At 76.0% G+C, this 17026-nt stretch carries 14 protein-coding genes; 6 read left to right on the plus strand and 8 right to left on the minus strand.

What is annotated here, in order from left to right:
• Window positions 1–5: 5 nt before the first annotated feature.
• Entirely contained in the window at window positions 6–881 is an 876-nt protein-coding gene (locus ACGFYY_RS21825; RefSeq protein WP_393711491.1) for a UbiA family prenyltransferase, read from the minus strand.
• Window positions 882–957: 76 nt separating this feature from the next.
• Here ACGFYY_RS21825 and ACGFYY_RS21830 point away from each other — a divergent pair, with 76 nt between their 5' ends.
• The 3 genes from ACGFYY_RS21830 to ACGFYY_RS21840 are packed head-to-tail and all read left to right on the plus strand — an operon-like array spanning window position 958 to window position 3637.
• Window positions 958–2019, plus strand: a complete 1062-nt coding sequence (locus tag ACGFYY_RS21830) for a type III polyketide synthase (protein ID WP_393711493.1) — start codon at window positions 958–960, stop codon at window positions 2017–2019.
• Between the two features lie 5 nt (window positions 2020–2024).
• Window positions 2025–2615, plus strand: a complete 591-nt coding sequence (locus tag ACGFYY_RS21835; RefSeq protein ID WP_393711495.1) for an isoprenylcysteine carboxyl methyltransferase family protein — start codon at window positions 2025–2027, stop codon at window positions 2613–2615.
• Complete coding sequence (locus ACGFYY_RS21840) at window positions 2612–3637, plus strand: NAD(P)/FAD-dependent oxidoreductase (protein ID WP_393711497.1); 1026 nt, start codon at window positions 2612–2614, stop codon at window positions 3635–3637. Before ACGFYY_RS21835 ends, ACGFYY_RS21840 begins: the two co-directional genes overlap by 4 nt.
• 112 nt (window positions 3638–3749) lie before the next feature.
• Here ACGFYY_RS21840 and ACGFYY_RS21845 read toward each other — a convergent pair whose 3' ends face one another.
• Entirely contained in the window at window positions 3750–4739 is a 990-nt protein-coding gene (locus tag ACGFYY_RS21845; RefSeq protein ID WP_393711499.1) for a hypothetical protein, read from the minus strand.
• 195 nt (window positions 4740–4934) lie between these two features.
• Here ACGFYY_RS21845 and ACGFYY_RS21850 point away from each other — a divergent pair, with 195 nt between their 5' ends.
• Window positions 4935–6548 carry a carboxylesterase/lipase family protein gene (locus tag ACGFYY_RS21850; RefSeq protein WP_393711501.1) on the plus strand — a complete coding sequence of 538 codons (1614 nt, stop codon included), beginning with the start codon at window positions 4935–4937 and terminating at the stop codon, window positions 6546–6548.
• On the opposite strand, the gene ACGFYY_RS21855 is transcribed toward ACGFYY_RS21850, so the two are convergent.
• Together ACGFYY_RS21855 and ACGFYY_RS21860 are read right to left on the minus strand one after the other, a co-directional pair.
• Window positions 6532–7203, minus strand: a complete 672-nt coding sequence (locus ACGFYY_RS21855; RefSeq protein ID WP_393711503.1) for a hypothetical protein — start codon at window positions 7201–7203, stop codon at window positions 6532–6534. The genes ACGFYY_RS21850 and ACGFYY_RS21855 overlap by 17 nt on opposite strands.
• Window positions 7204–7297: 94 nt before the next feature.
• Window positions 7298–8026, minus strand: a complete 729-nt coding sequence (locus tag ACGFYY_RS21860) for an MOSC domain-containing protein (RefSeq protein ID WP_393711505.1) — start codon at window positions 8024–8026, stop codon at window positions 7298–7300.
• Window positions 8027–8085: 59 nt separating this feature from the next.
• Here ACGFYY_RS21860 and ACGFYY_RS21865 point away from each other — a divergent pair, with 59 nt between their 5' ends.
• Window positions 8086–8571: an HAD domain-containing protein gene (locus ACGFYY_RS21865; RefSeq protein WP_393711507.1), complete on the plus strand. Its 486-nt coding sequence runs from the start codon at window positions 8086–8088 to the stop codon at window positions 8569–8571.
• A 48-nt stretch (window positions 8572–8619) separates the two neighbouring features.
• Here ACGFYY_RS21865 and ACGFYY_RS21870 read toward each other — a convergent pair whose 3' ends face one another.
• Window positions 8620–9516, minus strand: a complete 897-nt coding sequence (locus ACGFYY_RS21870) for an alpha/beta fold hydrolase (RefSeq protein WP_393711509.1) — start codon at window positions 9514–9516, stop codon at window positions 8620–8622.
• A 113-nt stretch (window positions 9517–9629) separates the two neighbouring features.
• Between ACGFYY_RS21870 and ACGFYY_RS21875 the strand changes: the two genes are divergently transcribed.
• A complete protein-coding gene (locus tag ACGFYY_RS21875) occupies window positions 9630–10085 on the plus strand; it encodes a MarR family transcriptional regulator (RefSeq protein WP_393711511.1) in 456 nt (151 codons plus the stop codon).
• Here ACGFYY_RS21875 and ACGFYY_RS21880 read toward each other — a convergent pair.
• From ACGFYY_RS21880 to ACGFYY_RS21890, 3 genes are read right to left on the minus strand one after another with little or no spacing between them, the layout of a single operon-like run.
• Entirely contained in the window at window positions 10072–11961 is a 1890-nt protein-coding gene (locus ACGFYY_RS21880) for a hypothetical protein (protein ID WP_393711513.1), read from the minus strand. The genes ACGFYY_RS21875 and ACGFYY_RS21880 overlap by 14 nt on opposite strands.
• The gene (locus ACGFYY_RS21885) at window positions 11958–15722 is read right to left on the minus strand and encodes a DUF5682 family protein (protein WP_393711515.1); all 3765 of its coding nucleotides are present in this window, start codon (window positions 15720–15722) and stop codon (window positions 11958–11960) included. The genes ACGFYY_RS21880 and ACGFYY_RS21885 overlap by 4 nt, the downstream gene beginning before the upstream one ends.
• The gene (locus ACGFYY_RS21890; protein ID WP_365281533.1) at window positions 15719–16876 is read right to left on the minus strand and encodes an AAA family ATPase; all 1158 of its coding nucleotides are present in this window, start codon (window positions 16874–16876) and stop codon (window positions 15719–15721) included. The genes ACGFYY_RS21885 and ACGFYY_RS21890 overlap by 4 nt, the downstream gene beginning before the upstream one ends.
• Window positions 16877–17026 lie beyond the last annotated feature (150 nt).

Consider the following 17026-nt stretch of genomic DNA (forward strand, 5'->3'; position numbering starts at 1 on the left):
GCGGCTCACGGGCGGAGTTCGACGACCAGCAGGATCACATCGGCTCCGGCCACGGCCATCGTGGCCAGGAACGGGAGCCTTCCGGCCGGGTGGCGGGCCGCGAGGAGCAGTGCCGTCGTGGTCGCGGCGAGCAGCGTCCAGCCGTACGGCGTCACCGGCCCCGGTGGCCCCACGACCAGGGTGGCGGTCGAGCCGAGGACGAGCAGCCCGGCGAGGGCGGCCGAGACCCGGCGACCGAGCCGTTGCGGCAGCCCCACCACGCCGGTCGCCAGGTCGTCCTCGATGTCGGGCAGCACGTTGGCGAAGTGCGCGCCGGCGCCGAGGAGGGCGGCGGCGGTCGTGAGCCACGGGGGCGGCCAGGGGGCGCCGGGCAGGCCCAGGGTGACGAAGGCGGGCAGCAGGCCGAAGGCCAGGGCGTACGGGAGCCAGGACACGGCCGTGCTCTTCAGCCGGAGGTTGTAGGCCCAGGCGGCCGCCACCCCGACGAGGTGCGCCGCGCCGGCGAGCAGCCCGCAGGCCGGCGACAGCGTGACGCAGAGCAGCAGCGCCCCGGCCGCGGCCCAGGTCACGGCCGCGGCCGGCACCGTACCGGCGACGAGCGGTTTGTCCGCTCGGCCGGTGGCCAGGTCGCGCCGGAGGTCGGCCCGGTCGTTGCACCAACCCACCGACAGCTGTCCGGCGGCCACCGCGCCCACCGTGACGGCCGCCCGCGCCGGACCGTATCCCGCGGCGGCCGTCAGGGCGGCGGCGAAGAGGGTGACGGCGGCCGCGGGCAACGGGTGACAGGCGGCGGCCAGGCCGCGTACGAGGGCGGGGCCTGACGCCGCGCTCGCGGTGGCTTCGGTGTTCTCGTGGGTCCGGGTGGTTCGTGTCGCGGGCACGGCGCCACGCTATGCGGCGCCGCGCCCGGTTCGCCTGATTCATTACGATGTGTCAGTTGTTTTCTATGGTGAACGAATGACACGTGTTCTGGCAGTGCGCAGCGTGTTCCCGCCTCATCGCCACCCCCAGTCCGAGATCACGGAGGCGCTCGCCCGTTTCCTGCCTCCGGGCTCCGACACCGCCCTGCTGCGCCGCGTCCACGGCTCGGTGCGCGTGGACGGCCGACATCTCGCGCTGCCGCTGGAGCGGTACGGTCCGGGGAACGACTTCGGCGCGACGAACGCCCTCTTCATCGAGACGGCCTTGGAGCTCGGGGCCCGGGCCCTCGAACTCGCCCTCTCCGACGCCGGCCTGGCGGCCCGGGAGGTCGATCTGGTCATGTCGACCACGGTGACCGGGCTCGCGACGCCCTCGCTGGAGGCCCGGCTCGCCACCCGCGCGGGCCTGCGTCCCGACGTACGGCGGGTGCCTCTGTTCGGCCTCGGCTGCGCGGCCGGCGCCGCCGGAGTGGGCCATGTCCACGATCACCTGACGGGCCGTTCCGGCCACGCGGCCCTCCTGCTGTCCACCGAGCTGTGCTCGCTCACCCTCCAGTCCACCGACGCCTCGATGGCGAACCTGGTGGCCGGGGCCCTGTTCGGCGACGGCGCGGGCGCCCTGGTGGCGGTGGGCCGCGACCATCCCCTGCACGCCACCGGCGCCGGGCCCGAGGTGGTGGCCGCCCGCAGCCACCTCTACCCGGGCACCGAGCACCTCCTGGGCTGGGACATCGGCCACTGGGGGATGCGCATGGTGCTCGGCCGCGAACTGCCGGACCTGGTCAGGCTGCACGTGGCCGAGGAGATCGAGTCCTTCCTCGCCGCGCACGACCTCAAGCCCGCGGACGTCGACGCCTGGATCTGCCATCCCGGCGGCCCGAAGATCCTCGACACCCTCTCGGACGCCCTCGCGCTGCCGGAGTCGGCGTTCGCCGCCAGCCGGCGCTCGCTCGCGGCCGTGGGCAACCTCTCCTCCGCCTCGGTCCTGCACATCCTGGACGGCGTCCAGAGCGCGGGACCGCCCCCGCCCGGATCGGTCGGGCTGATGCTCGCCTTCGGTCCCGGCTTCGCGTCCGAACTCGTCCTCCTGCGCTGGTGACCCCGATGATCTCGATCCCCACCCTGACCTCCCCCGCCTCGCTGACCCCGTACCTGTTGCTCATCGGCCTCGTCGCCGCCGAGCGGCTCGCCGAACTGATCACGGCCCGCCGCCACACCGCGTGGAGCCTGGCGCGCGGCGGCCGCGAGTACGGCCGCGGCCACTACCCGGCCATGGTCGCCCTGCACACCGCGCTGCTCGTGGGCTGTGTGGTCGAACCCTGGGCGGCCGGGCGGCCGTTCGTCCCGCTGCTCGGTTGGTCGGCCCTCGCCGTCGCCGTGGCCGCCCAGGGCCTTCGCTGGTGGTGCATCGCCACCCTCGGCAAGCGCTGGAACACCCGGGTGCTCGTCGTTCCCGGGCTGCCCCTGGTGGCGGCGGGGCCGTACCGGCTGCTGCGCCACCCCAACTACGTGGCGGTGGTCGCGGAAGGCGTCGCGCTGCCGCTGGTGCACAGCGCCTGGATGACAGCGCTCGGCTTCACCGTGCTCAACCTGCTGTTGCTGCGCGTACGGATCGGCTGCGAGGACGCGGCGCTCACCGACGGCGGTCGGCTGCGGGCGGCCGCCTCCGTCCCCTCTGCCGGCGCCGCCTCGTGATCGACCTGCTGATCGCGGGCGGCGGCCCCGCCGGACTGGCCACCGCCATCCACGGAGCGCTCGCCGGCCTCGAGGTGGTGGTCGTGGAGCCGAGGCCCACCCCCATCGACAAGGCCTGTGGTGAGGGTCTGATGCCGGGGGGCGTACGCCACCTCAGGGAGCTGGGCGTCGACGTGACCGGGCAACCGTTCCGCGGTATCCGCTACGTCGACGGCGTGAGCGGCCGGCACGCCGAGGGGCTGTTCCGGGCCGGGCCGGGCTTCGGCGCCCGACGCACGGAACTCCAGGCCGCGCTGGCCGACCGGGCCGCGCGGCTCGGCGTGCACGTGCTTCCCGGGCGCGTGGACCAGGTGCGCCAGGACGTCCACCAGGTCCACGCGGCCGGGCTCACCGCCCGCTACCTGGTCGCGGCGGACGGCCTGCACTCGCCCGTCCGGCGTGGGCTCGGCCTGACGGCGCCCCGCGCGTCCGGCAGCCCGGCACGGTACGGGCTGCGTCGGCACTACGCCGTCGAGCCGTGGAGCGACCTCGTCGAGGTGCACTGGTCACAGCGGTGCGAGGCCTACGTCACCCCGCTGGCGCCCGACCGCGTCGGCATTGCCGTGCTGACCTCCGATCAGGCCCCGTTCGACGTACAGCTGGCCCGTTTCCCGGTGCTGTCCGAGCGCCTGGCCGCGGCCGCGGGTACACCGGTGCGTGGGGCCGGGCCGCTGCGCCAAGGGGCTCGCGTACGGGTGGCGGGGCGGGTGCTGTTCGTGGGGGACGCGGCCGGGTACGTGGACGCGCTGACCGGGGAGGGACTCACCCTGGCCGTGACCGCCGCGGGCGAACTCGTGCGGTGTGTGCGGGCGGGGCGCCCGCACGCCTACGAGCAGGCCTGGCGGGACCTGTCGCGCAGCTACCGGGCGCTCACCGCGTCCCTGCTGTGGGCGCGTCACCGGCCGCGGCTCGCACCACGGATCGTGCCGCTGGCCGCACGGCTGCCGCGTGTGTTCACCGGGGCGGTGAACCTGCTCGCGTGACGGCGCCGGTCGAGTGCGGCCACGAACGGAACGGCACCCCGCGCACGGAGCGCGGGGTGCCGTTTCCGGTGGAGCCGGGGGCCGGGGGCGGGAAGCCGGGGCCGGGGGCCGGTCAGGCCGAGGGCTCCCGGCGGTTCCTCAGGGCCAGGCCGGCGAGGACCGCGCCGACCGCCGCGCACAGCACGACGGCGACTCCGGCCCAGGCCACGGTGCCGCCCAGCGCGCCCGCCAGCGGGTCGTACCGCAGCGACCCGCCCAGCACGTGCAGGGCGACCACGCCGAGAGCGGTGGCCGCTCCCGCCCGCCACACCGCCGTGGTGTCCCGGAGCGCCACCAGCGCGCCGCTCACCAGGCAGAGCACGCTGACGAGGAGGGGAAGATAGTCGACGGGGGCCGCGAACGGCAGGGCCGTCAGGTCGTTCGGCAGGTGCAGGGCTCCGCTCACGAGCAGGGTGATCGCGACGGGCCACCGCAGGACGCGCCGCAGCGCCCGGTCACGGGAGGCGGCGGGCGGGGCGGGGGGTGCGGTGCGCCGGGGCGGCTCCTGGTAAGGGGCGTCGTACAGCTCCGGATACCGCGGCTCGTACGGTGCCTCGTGCCTCTCCTGGGCGGGCCGGGCGGAGGATTCCGGGAGCGGGGCGGACGGGCCCGACGGGGCGGCGTCCGGCACCGTCGGCCCGCCGGGCCCGGCGGGCCCGGCACGGCCCCTGCGTTCCGTCTCCGCCGCGTCCTCCTTGCCGAGGATGGTCACCAGCAGGGCGACGTCCTCGATGGACCGACCGACGGCGGCGGCGCGCAGCGTGAGGTCCGCCTCGGCGACCTCCTGCGGCGACTCGCCCAGCAGGGCGACCATCCGTCGTACGTCCTGCACCGGTCGGGTCACGGCGGCCGTGCGCAGCGCGTCGTGCCCGGCGTCGGGCAGCGGGCCGCCCTCCTTGAGGAGGCTCACGAGCGCGGTGACCTCCTCGACCGGACGGCAGGTGGCCGCCGTCTCCAGCAGGGTCCGCATGGGCGGCGCGGTCGGCTCGTCCGGTGCGATGGGGTCGGGGGTCCCGTGGCGGTCTTCGTGCTGTTTCGCCGCGAGGGTGATGGGGTCATTCATGGAAAGCTCCGTTCGCCGACGCGCGGGTCTACGCAATCGCACGCCGGTCATCGTGCGTCATGGGAAGCGCACGCTTTGTTACATTGAGTGCCACTTCCGCTCACTGCGCCATTCGGGGCGGGCAAACGGGGGTCCCACCCGGTCCCCGGGACCCGGCACCCGGCCACGGGCCCCGAAGGGGAAAGGGCGTCGGCCGTGACCGACTTTCGCCGTTCCGCTCACCGGTGGGCCCTGCTGGTCCCCGTGGTGTTGCTGCTGCTGGGCGCCGGTCCCGGTCCGGACCGGCCCGTCGTGGACACCGATCGGGGGCCGGTACGGGGACGCGGACACGGCACGTACGAGACGTTCGAGGGGATCCCCTTCGCCGCTCCCCCGACCGGACCGCTGCGCTGGCGGCCGCCGGAGCCGGCGTCCCGCCGGCAGGGTGTACGTGATGCCGGGGCGCCCGGTGCGCGCTGCGTGCAGCTACCGGCGGTCGGGCCGGGCGGGCCGACCGGCTCGGAGGACTGCCTGTACCTCAACGTCACCGCGCCGACGGGCCGCGCCGCCGGTGGGGGTCGCGGGCGGCCCGTGATGGTCTGGTTCCACGGCGGTGGTTTCTTCAGCGGCGCGGGCGACGCGTACCGGCCCGAGCGGCTCGCCGGGCAGGGCGGCGCGGTGGTCGTGACCGTGAACTACCGGCTCGGCGTCTTCGGACTGTTCGGCCATCCGGAGCTCGGCGGGGCGCCCGATCTCGCCCTCGCGGACCAGCGGGCGGCGCTGGGCTGGGTACAGGAGAACGCGGCGCACTTCGGCGGCGACCCGGGCAACGTCACCGTGTTCGGCGAATCGGCGGGGGCCCTCAGCGTCTGCGCGCACCTCACCTCCCCCGCGTCGGCGGGCCTGTTCCACCGGGCGATCGTGCAGAGCGGCTCGTGCTCGACCACGGCGCCGCCGTGGTCCCTGCTGCCCGGCCTCGGCACCTACGAGCCCTTCGTACCGGAGCGGCGCACGGTGGCGGACGGCGCCTCGGCGGCGGCCCGGCTCGGCTGCGACCGCCCCGGCGCGGTGCTGGACTGCCTGCGCCGGCTGGACGCCGGCGTGCTGGCGACCGCCGAACTGATGCAGCGCTTCTCGCTCGTCTCCTACGGCAACAGCGTGCTGCCGCTGGAGCCGCGGCGGGCGCTGGAGGCCGGCCGGTTCCACCGGGTGCCGGTGGTCCAAGGCTTCGACCAGGACGAGATGCGCCTCTTCCTCGCGCAGACCCTGGCCGCGTATCCGATCCCCGACGCGGCCGCCTACCGGGCCCGGGTGGCGAGGTCCTTCGACCCGCCGACCGCTCGGGACGTGGCGGCCGCTTATCCGGTGTCCGCCTTCGCCACCCCGGCGGTGGCGTGGGCCACCGTGCTGACCGACGCCTCGTTCGCCTGCCCGACACTGCGGGACGGGGCGGCGCTGGGCCGGCACGTGCCGGTGTACACGTACCGGTTCAGCGACCGGGGCGCGCCCGACTTCACGGGGCTACCGGCGCCGCCGGACCTGCCGTTCGGCGCGACGCACGGCTCCGAACTGCCCTCGCTGTTCACGATCGCGCCGCTGACCGAACCGCAACGGCGGCTCGCGGACCGGATGGCCGGCTACTGGACCGGCTTCGCCCGCACGGGCGTTCCGGCGGCGCCGGGAGCGCCGCCGTGGCCGGGCGAGCGGGCTTCGGCCTCGGCGTTGTCGTTGGCGCCGGGGGCGGGCGGGATCCGCACGGTGGACGCGCGGGTGGAGCACCACTGCGCGCTCTGGGACGCGCGGTGGCCCGGGGTCACCAGGACTCGGTGATGTTCAGCCGCGGACCCACCGAGGTCTGGAGGGTCACCGTGCCCGTGTCCCCGTAGACCTGGTGCCGCCAGGTGGCGAACACCTTGGCGATGCTGCGGGCGGCGTCGCCTCGGCCCTTGCCCACCTCCTCGGTGGTGAAGGTGATCCGCGCTTCGCCGACCGTGCGCACCTTGCGGACGCGGACCTCCTTGATCACGACCTCGTCCGCGTATCCGTCGTCGGCCTCGTGCTTCAGGTGGTAGGCGGTGAAGTCGCGGGTCATGTCGAACCAGTCCGCCGGTCCGCAGGGTCCGCCGCCGTTGGCCATCTCGCCGTCGGTCGGCGGGCCCACGTAGGGCCCGGTCTCCTGATCGGTCGGGGGACCGGCGTACCCGCCCGTCTCCTGATCGGTGGGCGGACCCGCGTACCCGCCCGTCTCCTGATCCGTCGGCGGACCCGCGTACCCGCCCGTCTCCTGATCCGTCGGCGGACCCGCGTACCCGCCCGTCTCCTGATCCGTCGGCACGTCGAGATCGCACTCGGCCGTGGCGAGCGTGGGTACGCCGGCGGGCGCCGCGACCTCCCCCGCCCGTGTGGACCCGCACGCCGCCAGGGCCGCGCACAGCAGCCCCGCCACCACCAGCCGCCCGGTCACGGACACCGCTGTCTTCGTCATGACCATCCCCCCTTCGGCCATCAAGAGGCGATCGCCGCGGCATGGGTTCCACCGGCGCGGGTCGGAACCCTCACGTCAGCCGGCGAGCACCGCGTCAGCCCTCTCGGTCGAGGACGAGGCGGTCCCCGACGCGGACCGTTCCCGGTGTGACGATCGTGGCGAGCGCGTCGAGCCGGTTGCCGTGCGTCCGGGCGATCGTCCGGAGGATCAGCGGTGAGTGCGGCAGGTCCTGCTGGGCCTGGTTGGTCATCACGCACCGCTCGCTGGAGCGCAGGAACTCGATCCGGAGGGTGTCTCCCAGCGTGGCCTCGCGCCCGATCCACTCGTCCTCGACGAAGGCCGGGGTGCCCGGCGGGGTGCGCACGAGGATGTTCGGGCGGAACCGGCGCTCGTCCACCGGTACGCCCGGCACCTCGCGGCGGATCCGGTCGAGGGTGGCGGTCGTGAGCACGCTGAGCGGCAGTTGGTCGAAGTGCGAGATCTCCCCCTCGCGGGCGAGCTCCACATCGTCACGGCCGAGGTGGCCGCGCAGGAACGCCGTGGGGTCGGCCACCACGTTCCCGTGCGGGTCGAGCAGTTCGGGCGGACCCGGCTCCACGGTGCTGTGCGGGTAGCGGGAGCTCAGGTGGAGCAGGCCGTCCATCCGCCGGAAGCGCCGCGTGTTCTTCCCCGAGCCGAACCGGCCCTCCGCGTCGCGTACGGCGAACAGCCGGTCGCCCACCATGCCCCGCTCGTCGACGGCCACGCTCCGCAGCCGTTCGCCACCGGTCGACTTGATCGGGTACCGCCACAACCCCTCGATCACGCCCACGTTCTCCGCCACCGCTCCGACGTCCGCCCCTCAAGATCATTACCCATGCCCAGGAGGACTACGGTGACTTCATGACCGGTTCCACCACCCCCGTGCTGCTCTACCTCGACGTCGACGGACCCCTCATCCCCTTCGGAGCGGGCCCTTACCCCGCGGCAGCGGACGGCGAGGCCAACCCGTTGCTCGCCCGGGTCGATCCGACGCTCGGACCCACACTGGCGGCGCTGCCCTGCGAGCTCGTGTGGGCCACGACCTGGATGACGGAGGCCAACGAGTGCGTCGCGCCCCGGCTCGGCCTGCCGGAGCTGCCCGTGATGGACTGGCCGGAACCCTCCGAGGAGGACGGGCGGGGCGGGATCCACTGGAAGACCCCGACCCTCCTCGAACACGCCGCCGGGCGGTCCTTCATCTGGGTCGACGACGAGATCACCGGCGCCGACCGGGCCTACGTGGCCGCCCACCATCCCGGCCGGGCACTCCTGCACCGGGTCGATCCCGGACAGGGCCTGACCGGGACCGACATCGACGTGCTGCGGGCCTGGCTGCGCATCGGGTAGCCGCCGGGGCTCCACCCCTCGCGCGCCGTGCCGAGCCGAGCCGTGGGATCACCGGACGAGGAGGGTCTTCAGCGTGTGCGCCGTCGCGCGGGGGAACGCGGTGTTCCCGTTGTGGCCACCGGGGAACTCGAACGGGTCCGTGCCCAGTCGCGCCGCCAGCGCCAGTGCGCAGCGGTAGGTGTGGACCGTCGGCCGGGTGGTCCGCCCCGTCGCCGCGATGATCCTCGTACCGGCCCGCGCCGCGGCCCGTACCGACTCCGCCGGGTCCAGGTCGTCCGTGATGACGGCCGTGAACTCGGTACCGATGAAGAAGCCGAAGTTCGCCCGGCGGCGCGGGGTCAGCGGCTGGGGGGTGAGGTCGCCCTCGGTCTCGTCGTGCGCCGGGTCGATGCCGAGGTGCCGGGCGATCGCCGGGAACGCCGCCGTCAGGCCCCCGGTCGTGTGGGCGTCCTGGATGGCGGACAGTTCGGCCAGGTGCTCCGCGCGGTCCGTCTCGGGCAGCAGGTTCGGCATCACGGGTTCGTGCGCGATGAGCGTGCTCACCAGGCCGGGGTGGCGGGCCACGGTCCGCAGGCCGATGGCCGCTCCCATGCTGAACCCGGCCATCAGCGCGGGCCCGTCGGCGACCTCGGCCAGCAGTCGGGCGACGTCGTCCGCGTGCTCGGCCATCGTGACGGGCCGGGCGGGGTCGTGGAGGGTGCTGCGCGACAGGCCACGGCGGTCGTAGGTGACGACCGTGAAGCGGTCGGTCAGGAGCGGGACGAGGTCGACCGTGCGGTCCGCGTCGCCCTCACCGCTCTGGGAGAGGAGGAGGACGGGGCCGCGGCCCGCGACCTGGTAGTGCAGGGTGGCGCCCGGGACGGCGAGGGTACGGGTGGCGACGGACGCGGGCGCGGGCGCGGTCACGGACGCGGAGGTGGCGGTGGTGGTGGCGGTCTCAGGCATGGTCGGTCCCCCTACTGGTGTGTCATCGGTGTCTCCGGCTGACGACACGACAGTAATCCATCTCAATAGATGCATCAAGATAGATGCATCTATTGAGATGTACCCTGCTGCTCATGAACGGCGTCGAAGCGTTCCTCCTGGGGCGCACCCTCATGAAGATCGGCGAACAGGCGATGCCCCGGCCGAAGTCGGGCTCGTCGGGGTCGGTTCGCTCCGTGGTCGTCGTCCTGGGCGACCTCGTCTCCCACCCCGGTACCACCGTCGGCGAGATCGCCGCACGGACGGGCCTGCCGCAGAGTCAGGTCTCCACGGCCGTCGCCCGGTTGGAGGAGGCGGGCTCCGTCGACACGGAGCCCGACCCCGCCGACCGGCGCCGCCGGCTCATCCGTCCCGCCGAAGAACCCTCCGCACGGGTCGCCGAGGTCCGTGGCACCACCATCGACGAGGCTCTCGCCACGGCGCTGACCGGTCCCGACGGGACCGCCCCCGACCCGGACACCGTCCGCGAGGTGACGGCGGCGCTGGACCTCCTGGCCCGCAGGCTGACCCCGTCCGTCACCGCCCGCTGACCGGGACGGCGCTCGGGCTCGCCGCCCAGGACGCGGCGATCAGGCAACGTTCCGCCGCCGCCAGGTGGGTGGCCGCGGCGAGCCAGGCCCGGGCGTAGCCGTCGGGCGAGGGGTCGGCCAGCCGGCCGAAGACGTCACGGGGACGGCGGTCGGCCTCGGCGGCCAGCGCGGCGGCCAGGTCCGCCGCCCCGGTGAGCCCGGCCCGGCGCAGCGGCCCGTACGAGGCTCCGGCCAGGGACTCGGTACCGCGCGCGGCCTCGGCGAGGGCCCGGCGGCCACCGGCGACCCCGGTCTCCAGCAGGCGGCGCACCCGCCACAGCGGGGAGTCGGCCAGTGGATCCGGGCCCTCGGCCGCCGTGTCGGGTACGGGCGCCGCGACCCCCTGCGGGAAGTGCGCGCCCTGGAGGCGGTCGTAGCCGAGGTCGGCGCGGCCCAGCCACTCCTCGGGCAGTCGTAGCGTGTGCTCCGCGCCCGGCACCGGGCCCACGGCCAGGGGGCGCAGCGTGGCGGTGCGGTCCAGGTCGGGGCGGCCCAGGACGCGCAGCTGGAGCCCGGGGTACGAGGCGATGCGCCGCAGGTTCTCCGTGTGCGCCAGCTCCGGGTGCGGGTGCGCCGGCAGCAGCCTCAGCAGGGGTGCGTCCGGGCGCGTCTCGCGCACGAGGAGGTGTTCGCAGACCGCGCCGACGACCGTGACGTCGCAGCCGAGCAGCGCGGACTCGCCCGCGTCCGGGTCGGCGAGCAGCTCGGCGACGGCCTCGGCGGCCGGTCGGGCGAAGAGCCGCGCGGCGGGCTGTTCGGTCCAGGCGGTACCGGGCAGCGGGGTCGCCCGGACCCCGCGTCCGGCACCGAGCCGGCCTTCCGGGGAGACGGTCGCGCCGACGATGCGCAGGCCACCGCGGGCGAGGCCGGCATGGTCGAGGGTGGCGCCGCCGAGGGCCACGGAGGCGGAACCGGCGCCGCGGGCGCGGGCCAGGCCGCCGGGGCGGACGTCGGAGACCGAGTACGGGGTGCCGTCCGGGGCCAGCAGGTGGGTGACCACGCCGCCGTATCCGGTGGCGGAGAGCACGGGTTCCCGGCACAGGCCGAGCACCTGGAGGCTGCCGCCGGGCGCGTAGGCGCGGCGGGCGGTGCCGGTCAGTGCGGGGTCGGCGGATCCGGAGGCCAGCAGTCCGGCGGTGTGGAGGAGCTCGCGGAAGGCCTCGGTGAGGTCGCCCAGCCGCTGGCCGGCACGGTGTTCGCGGGCGGCGCGCAGGCCGCGTACGACCCGTAGCGCGGCCGCTTCGGCCCGGACCAGCCCGGCGAGGCGGGCGGTGTGGGCGGCGCGCAGCAGCTCGGCCTGGACCACCGCTCCCCCGGCGGTGACCCCGGCGGCCAGCGCCTCGGCGGCCACGTGCCAGAGGGCGCCGGCGGCACGCAGTTGGACCGCGGTGAGGGCCGGCGCGGGCACGGTGGTCCCCACCGCCTCGGCGGCTGGGGCGGGTCCCGCGGCTCCGACCGACTCGGCGGGAGCGGCGGGCGGGCCGGCGGGATCGTCGGGCCCGGTCGCCGCGGCCGGCTCCGGCTCCGCCGCCGGCTCCGGCGGGGTGTCCGCGAGCGGGGCGGCGCCCAGGGCGGCGGCCCGGTGAAGGCAACGGGGTGCCAGCAGGCAACTGCACGTGGCCTGGTCGGCCGTGGCGATCGTGCCCGCCGGTCCGGGGCGCAGGGTGACGAGGGCGTCCTCGCCGAAGCGGAGGGTGACGGTGCCGTCGGCCTCGAGCACGGCGCCCGCCGCGCATCCCTCGGTGGCGGCGTCCAGCTTCTTGCGCAGGCGGGCGGTGAGGTTCTCGACGGCTTCGGCGAGTACCTCGGGTGCTACGGGCGGCAGTTCGGTGCTCAACGGGACTCTCCACGGAGGCGGTCGCCCACCCAGCGGGCGAGGGCGAGGGGGCTGAGGGCGGCCACGGGCATACCGGCCGCCACGAGTTGCCGCGCGACCGGGACCGAGTACCGGGGTGTCCCCTCGTCGTCGAGCGCGGCGCAGCCCAGCAGGTGGGCGCCCGAGGCGGCCAGCGCGCGGACCTCGCCGAGGAGCCCGCCGATGGGCGCGCCCTCCTCGAAGTCGCTGACCACGACGACGAGGGTGCGGCTCGGGACGGTGATCAGGGAGCGGGCGTGCGCGAGACCGGCGGCGATGTGCGTGCCACCGCCGACCCGGACCTCCAGCAGCAGGGAGAGCGGGTCCTCGACCCGGTCGGTGAGGTCCACGACCTGGGTGGAGAAGGCGAGGAAGTGGGTGGACAGGGTCGGTACGCCGCCGAGTACCGCCGCGGTCAGTGCCGACCAGATGACGGATGCCTCCATCGATCCGGAGACGTCGACGACCAGAATCAGCCGCCAGTCCGCCTCACGGCTCGCCCGCGTCCGGAAGACGGGCCGCTCGGGGACGACGACCACGGTGCCGTCGGGCCGGCGCCGGGTGTGCGCGAGGTTGGCGCGCAGGGTCCGGGCCAGGTCGAGCTTGCCGCCGGGCCGACGGGTGGGGCGCGGGGTGGCGAGGCCGGAGAGGGCCGGGCGCAGCCGGGTGGCGAGCTCCTTGGCGAGTTCGTCCACGAGCCTGCGCACCAGAGGGCGCAGCCGGGCGAGTTGGGCCTCCGGCATTCCGCCGGCGAGGGACAGTACGGAGCTCAGCAGTTCCACCGAGGGCCGTACGGCCTGCGGATCGAGCTGCGTGAGGACGTCGGTACGGCCCGCTTCGGCCGCTCCCGCCAGCACCTCCTCCCTCACGTCGGCGCCGAACAGCGCCTCCAGTTCCTGCGACCACTCCCGGGCGGTGGGGAAGGAGGCGTCCTGGCCACCTCCCTGGCCTCCGACCCGACCGAGGTCGAGGTCGGAGGCGCCTTCACCGCGCCCGGCGCCGTACAGCTCGTCCAAGGCGTGGGCGTAGCGGCGGGCGCCGGCCGGGAGCCGGTCGCGTTCGCGGCCGAGCAGCAGCCGCCAGCGGTCGGCGGGGGCGAGCCGCGGGCTGTCGGCCTCGGGAGCCCGTGGGGCCCGCTCGGGCGGGGCTTCCACGGCCTGAGCGGCTTCCAGGCCCTCCGGGGCCGGAACCGCTGTCGGCGCCTGCGTCCCGGGCCGGGGAAGGGCTTCGAGGGCGGCGAGTCCGGCCGCGTCGGCCGCCGCCCAGAGGGCGAGGAGGGCGGGTGACGCGTCGAGCGCGAGGTCGATGCGGTCGCCGAGCCGCTCGGTGACGGTGTGGAGCAGCCGGTCGCGGGCGGCGGGCGACAGGGCGTCGAAGCCACCGCGCAGGGCCGGGAGCCGGTCGAGGAAGTCCTGGTCGGCGAGGTGCTCGACGCGGTCGAGGAGCGGGGTGAGAGCGGCCGGGGAGGACTGCAGCAGCGGCCCGGCGGCGGTGAGGAGTCCGCCGAGCCGCCGCGTCAGCGCGCGCCGACTGTCCGCGGTGCCCGCGCCGTCGATCCAGCCGGCGGCGCGGCCGCCGAGCTCGGCGGCCGGGTCGAGGTCGAGCAGGACCCGTACCGCGAGGGCCGCGCCCTGCATCAGCGGGGACGCGGTGGCGGCCAGGTCGGCCAGGGCGTTGTCCGTACGCAGGCCCAGGTGGTGGGCGGCGGCCCGGTCGGCGAGGGCCACGAGGGCGGCCGCGTCGGCGGGGTCCTCGCTCCCGGCGAGGCCGGGCAGACAGCGCACGGCCGCTTCGAGGAGGTCGCCGGCGAGGTCCGCGGCGGCCGTCCGGGAGCCGGCGGAGGTGCCGGGCAGGTGGCCGCGGTGCAGTGCCTCCAGGAGATCGAGGGCGTCGAGGAGTTCGGGCAGGGTAGCGGTCCCCGGCAGGACGGTCGCCGCCTCGTGCAGGCGTACGTCGACCAGTTCGGGCAGATCGCACCGCGCGGCGGCGGCCAGCCCGCCGAGGATCTGTGCCGGGGTCGGCCCGCCGTCGGCGACGGCCCGGCGGGCGGTGTCGCGCAGCGTGCCGGCCGCCGCCTGGGCGACGGTGACTCCGCGCACCCCGGCGAGATCCAGTCGGGCGGGGACGGAAGGCGTCCAGGAAAGGCGCCACTTGGTGCCGAGGGCGGTCCCGTCGCCGGTGGCGGCGACGGTGAGGGGCTCCCCGTAGGAGGCGCCGCACACGAGGAGCCGTTGCAGCAGGACCTCGCGGCGGCCGTCGAGGGCGGAGCGGAGCGGGTCGAGGCGGATCTCGCGGGGCGCGGGATCCTCGGGGGACGGCAGCCGCAGCGCGGCCAGTTCGGCCTCGACGGAGGGGCCGAGACCGGAGCGGGGGGCGTGCGGGGTGATCCGGCCGCGGGCGGTGCCGACGAGCACGACCTCGAGGGCGCGGGCCAGTGCCCGGCCCCGGCCGAGCGGTTCGCCCTGGCCGAGGACGGTGGTGACGGCTTCGAGGAGCTCGCCGCGGCCGGGCGCGGGGAGCGCCCGCAGCGCGGCGAGGTCGCAGGCGAGCCGCAGGGTCTCGGCGGCCTCGCCGGTACCCGCGGTGTGCCCGGCGCGGCGCAGCTCGCGGCAGAGCCCGGTGACGGCGACCGAGGCGGCCTCACGGAGCCGGTCGGGGTCACCGCCGGCTTCGAGGACGGCCTGCTGCCAGCGGGGGTCCCGGATCCCGGCGGGGTACCCGGAGCGGGAGTCGAGCAGGTCGAAGGAGTACGGCACGAAGGAGGTGACGGTCGTGTCCGCGTCGGGGGCAGGCGCCGCGGAATCGGCGGCTCCGGCGTGCCGCGGCCCCGGCAGGCCCTGGGTCCCGGCCGGGTTCGGCCCGAGACCGGTCCCGGCCCCGTCCTCGGCTCCGGCGTAGGAGGCGGGGGCCGGGCCGGAGCCGTGGGCGGCCCAAGTGGTGCCGGCGGCCGTGCCGGGGAGGACGGGAGCGTGGAACGCGCCGATCACCGCGGCCACGCGGTGACCCGCGGCGACCGCGCCGGCGATCACGCTCCGCATGTGTGCCTCGCGGGCCAGGTCGGTCGCCGCGACGGCGGCCGTGTCCGCCCGCAGCGCCCAGCCGACGCCGAGCGCCGCTCGACGCACGGCCTCCGGGGAGCATCCCGGTGCGAGGACCTCGACGGCCCGGTCCCACAGGTCGTCACCGTCGCGCCCTGTACCGGCGGCGGTGAGGCCGTCCGCGAAGGACGGGCCGGGCCGGGACCCGGTGACGGCGCCACCGGCCGGGTCCGCACTTCGTGTGGGGACCGCGCCCTCGGCCGGCGGCGCGTCCCGCCCGGGGCCCTCGTCTTCGATCGGGCTCGGTGCCGCCGTCGGCACGGTCCAGCCGCGGTGCGCGAGCGGCAGGTCGCAGCAGATGACGGACGCGCCGGTCCGGCGGGCCCAGCGGATCGCGGCCAGTTCCGGGGAGAAGTCCGCGAACGGGTAGAACGCCAGGCGGCCGTCCTCCCCCGTGCCCGCGAGGGCGACCGGGGCGACGGTTTCCGGGTCGGCGAGGTGCTCCAGCCAGGGCTGGAACTCCGCAGGGAGTTCGACGCAGACCACGTCCGCTCCCGAGGCGTCCAGCAGGGCCGGTACCACCGCGGCCAGCGCGGGGCTGTGGTGGCGCACCCCGATGAGGTACGGCGCGCGGGCCGCGGCGAGGGCGTCCACCACGGCGCGCGGATCGGTGTGCGGATCGGTGTGCGGATCGGTGTGCGTCAACGCAGGCTCCCGCGCAGGTCCCAGAGCCGGCGCCACATCGGCGAACCGTCCTCGGCGCGGCGTCGGACCGGCCCGTCCCAGTAGCCCAGCAGCCGTCCGTGGTCGGCCGGGTCGTCCTTGCGTACGACGCCCAGCAGGTGCCCGGGCAGCAGGTCCAGTACGTCCCCGCCCGGCAGGTACGCGGCGGCGACCCCGAGAGAGGCCGCCACCTGGACGGCTTCGGCGGTGGACATGACCGTACCGGGGCGCTCCACGTCCCAGCCTTCGGCGGAGCGGCCGGAGCGCAGGTCTCGGAAGACGGTGACGAGCGCGTCGAGCACGGCGTCGTCGACCCCGAAGGCGGCGCCGGCCCGCTGGACGGCGGCGACCGCCTGGCGGCGGATCAGGGTGGCCTCGGCGTCCGCGTCGGCGATCGGGGCGACGGTCTCGAAGTTGAAGCGTCGCTTGAGGGCGGCGGACATCTCGGAGACGCCGCGGTCGCGCAGGTTGGCGGTGGCGATGACGGTGAAGCCGGGGGCGGCGGAGACCACCGCGTCCTCGGTGGCGGTCAGTTCGGGCACGCTCAGTCGCCGGTCGGACAGGATCGACACGAGGGCGTCCTGCACCTCGGGCAGGCAGCGGGTGATCTCCTCGACGCGGACGACGCGTCCGGTGCGCATGGCGGAGAGGACCGGCGAGTCGACCAAGGCCTGCGAGGTGGGGCCCTGCGCGAGCAGGAGAGCGTAGTTCCAGCCGTAGCGGAAGGCGTCCTCGGTGGTGCCGGCCGTGCCCTGGACGGTGAGGGCGCTGGTACCGCTGACGGCGGCCGCCAGCAGTTCGGACAGCATCGACTTGGCGGTACCGGGCTCGCCGGTGAGGAGCAGGCCGCGCTCGCCGGCGAGGGTGACGACGCACCGCTCCACGAGGGCGCGTTCGCCGACGAACTTGGGGGCGATGGCCAGCTTGGCGGGGAGTCCGGCGCGGCGCTTCGGCAGGGCCAGTTCGGCTCCGTCGCTGCCGCAGACGAAGGTGACGACGGCGCGCGGGGTGAGGGCCCAGCCGGGCGGGCGGGGGCCGGGGTCCTGGGCGGCGAGGAAGGCGAGTTCGACGGCGTGGCGCTCCTCGGCGGGCAGCACCTGCCGGGCGGCGGGGGCGGTTTCTTCGGTGACGGTCATCGGGGTCCTCCGGAAGGTGTACGGGGGTGGTCCGGGGGGGGGGGGGGGGGGGGGGGGCCGGGGGGCGCGCCCCCCCCCCGCCAGCCCCCCGGGGCGGGGGAGCGGGGCTGACGGCGGGCGGGGCGGGGGGAGAGGCAGAGCGTCCGCGGC

Origin of the sequence: Streptomyces sp. NPDC048331, assembly GCF_043201215.1 — a bacterium.
In the GTDB taxonomy this organism is placed as follows: Bacteria; Actinomycetota; Actinomycetes; order Streptomycetales; family Streptomycetaceae; genus Streptomyces.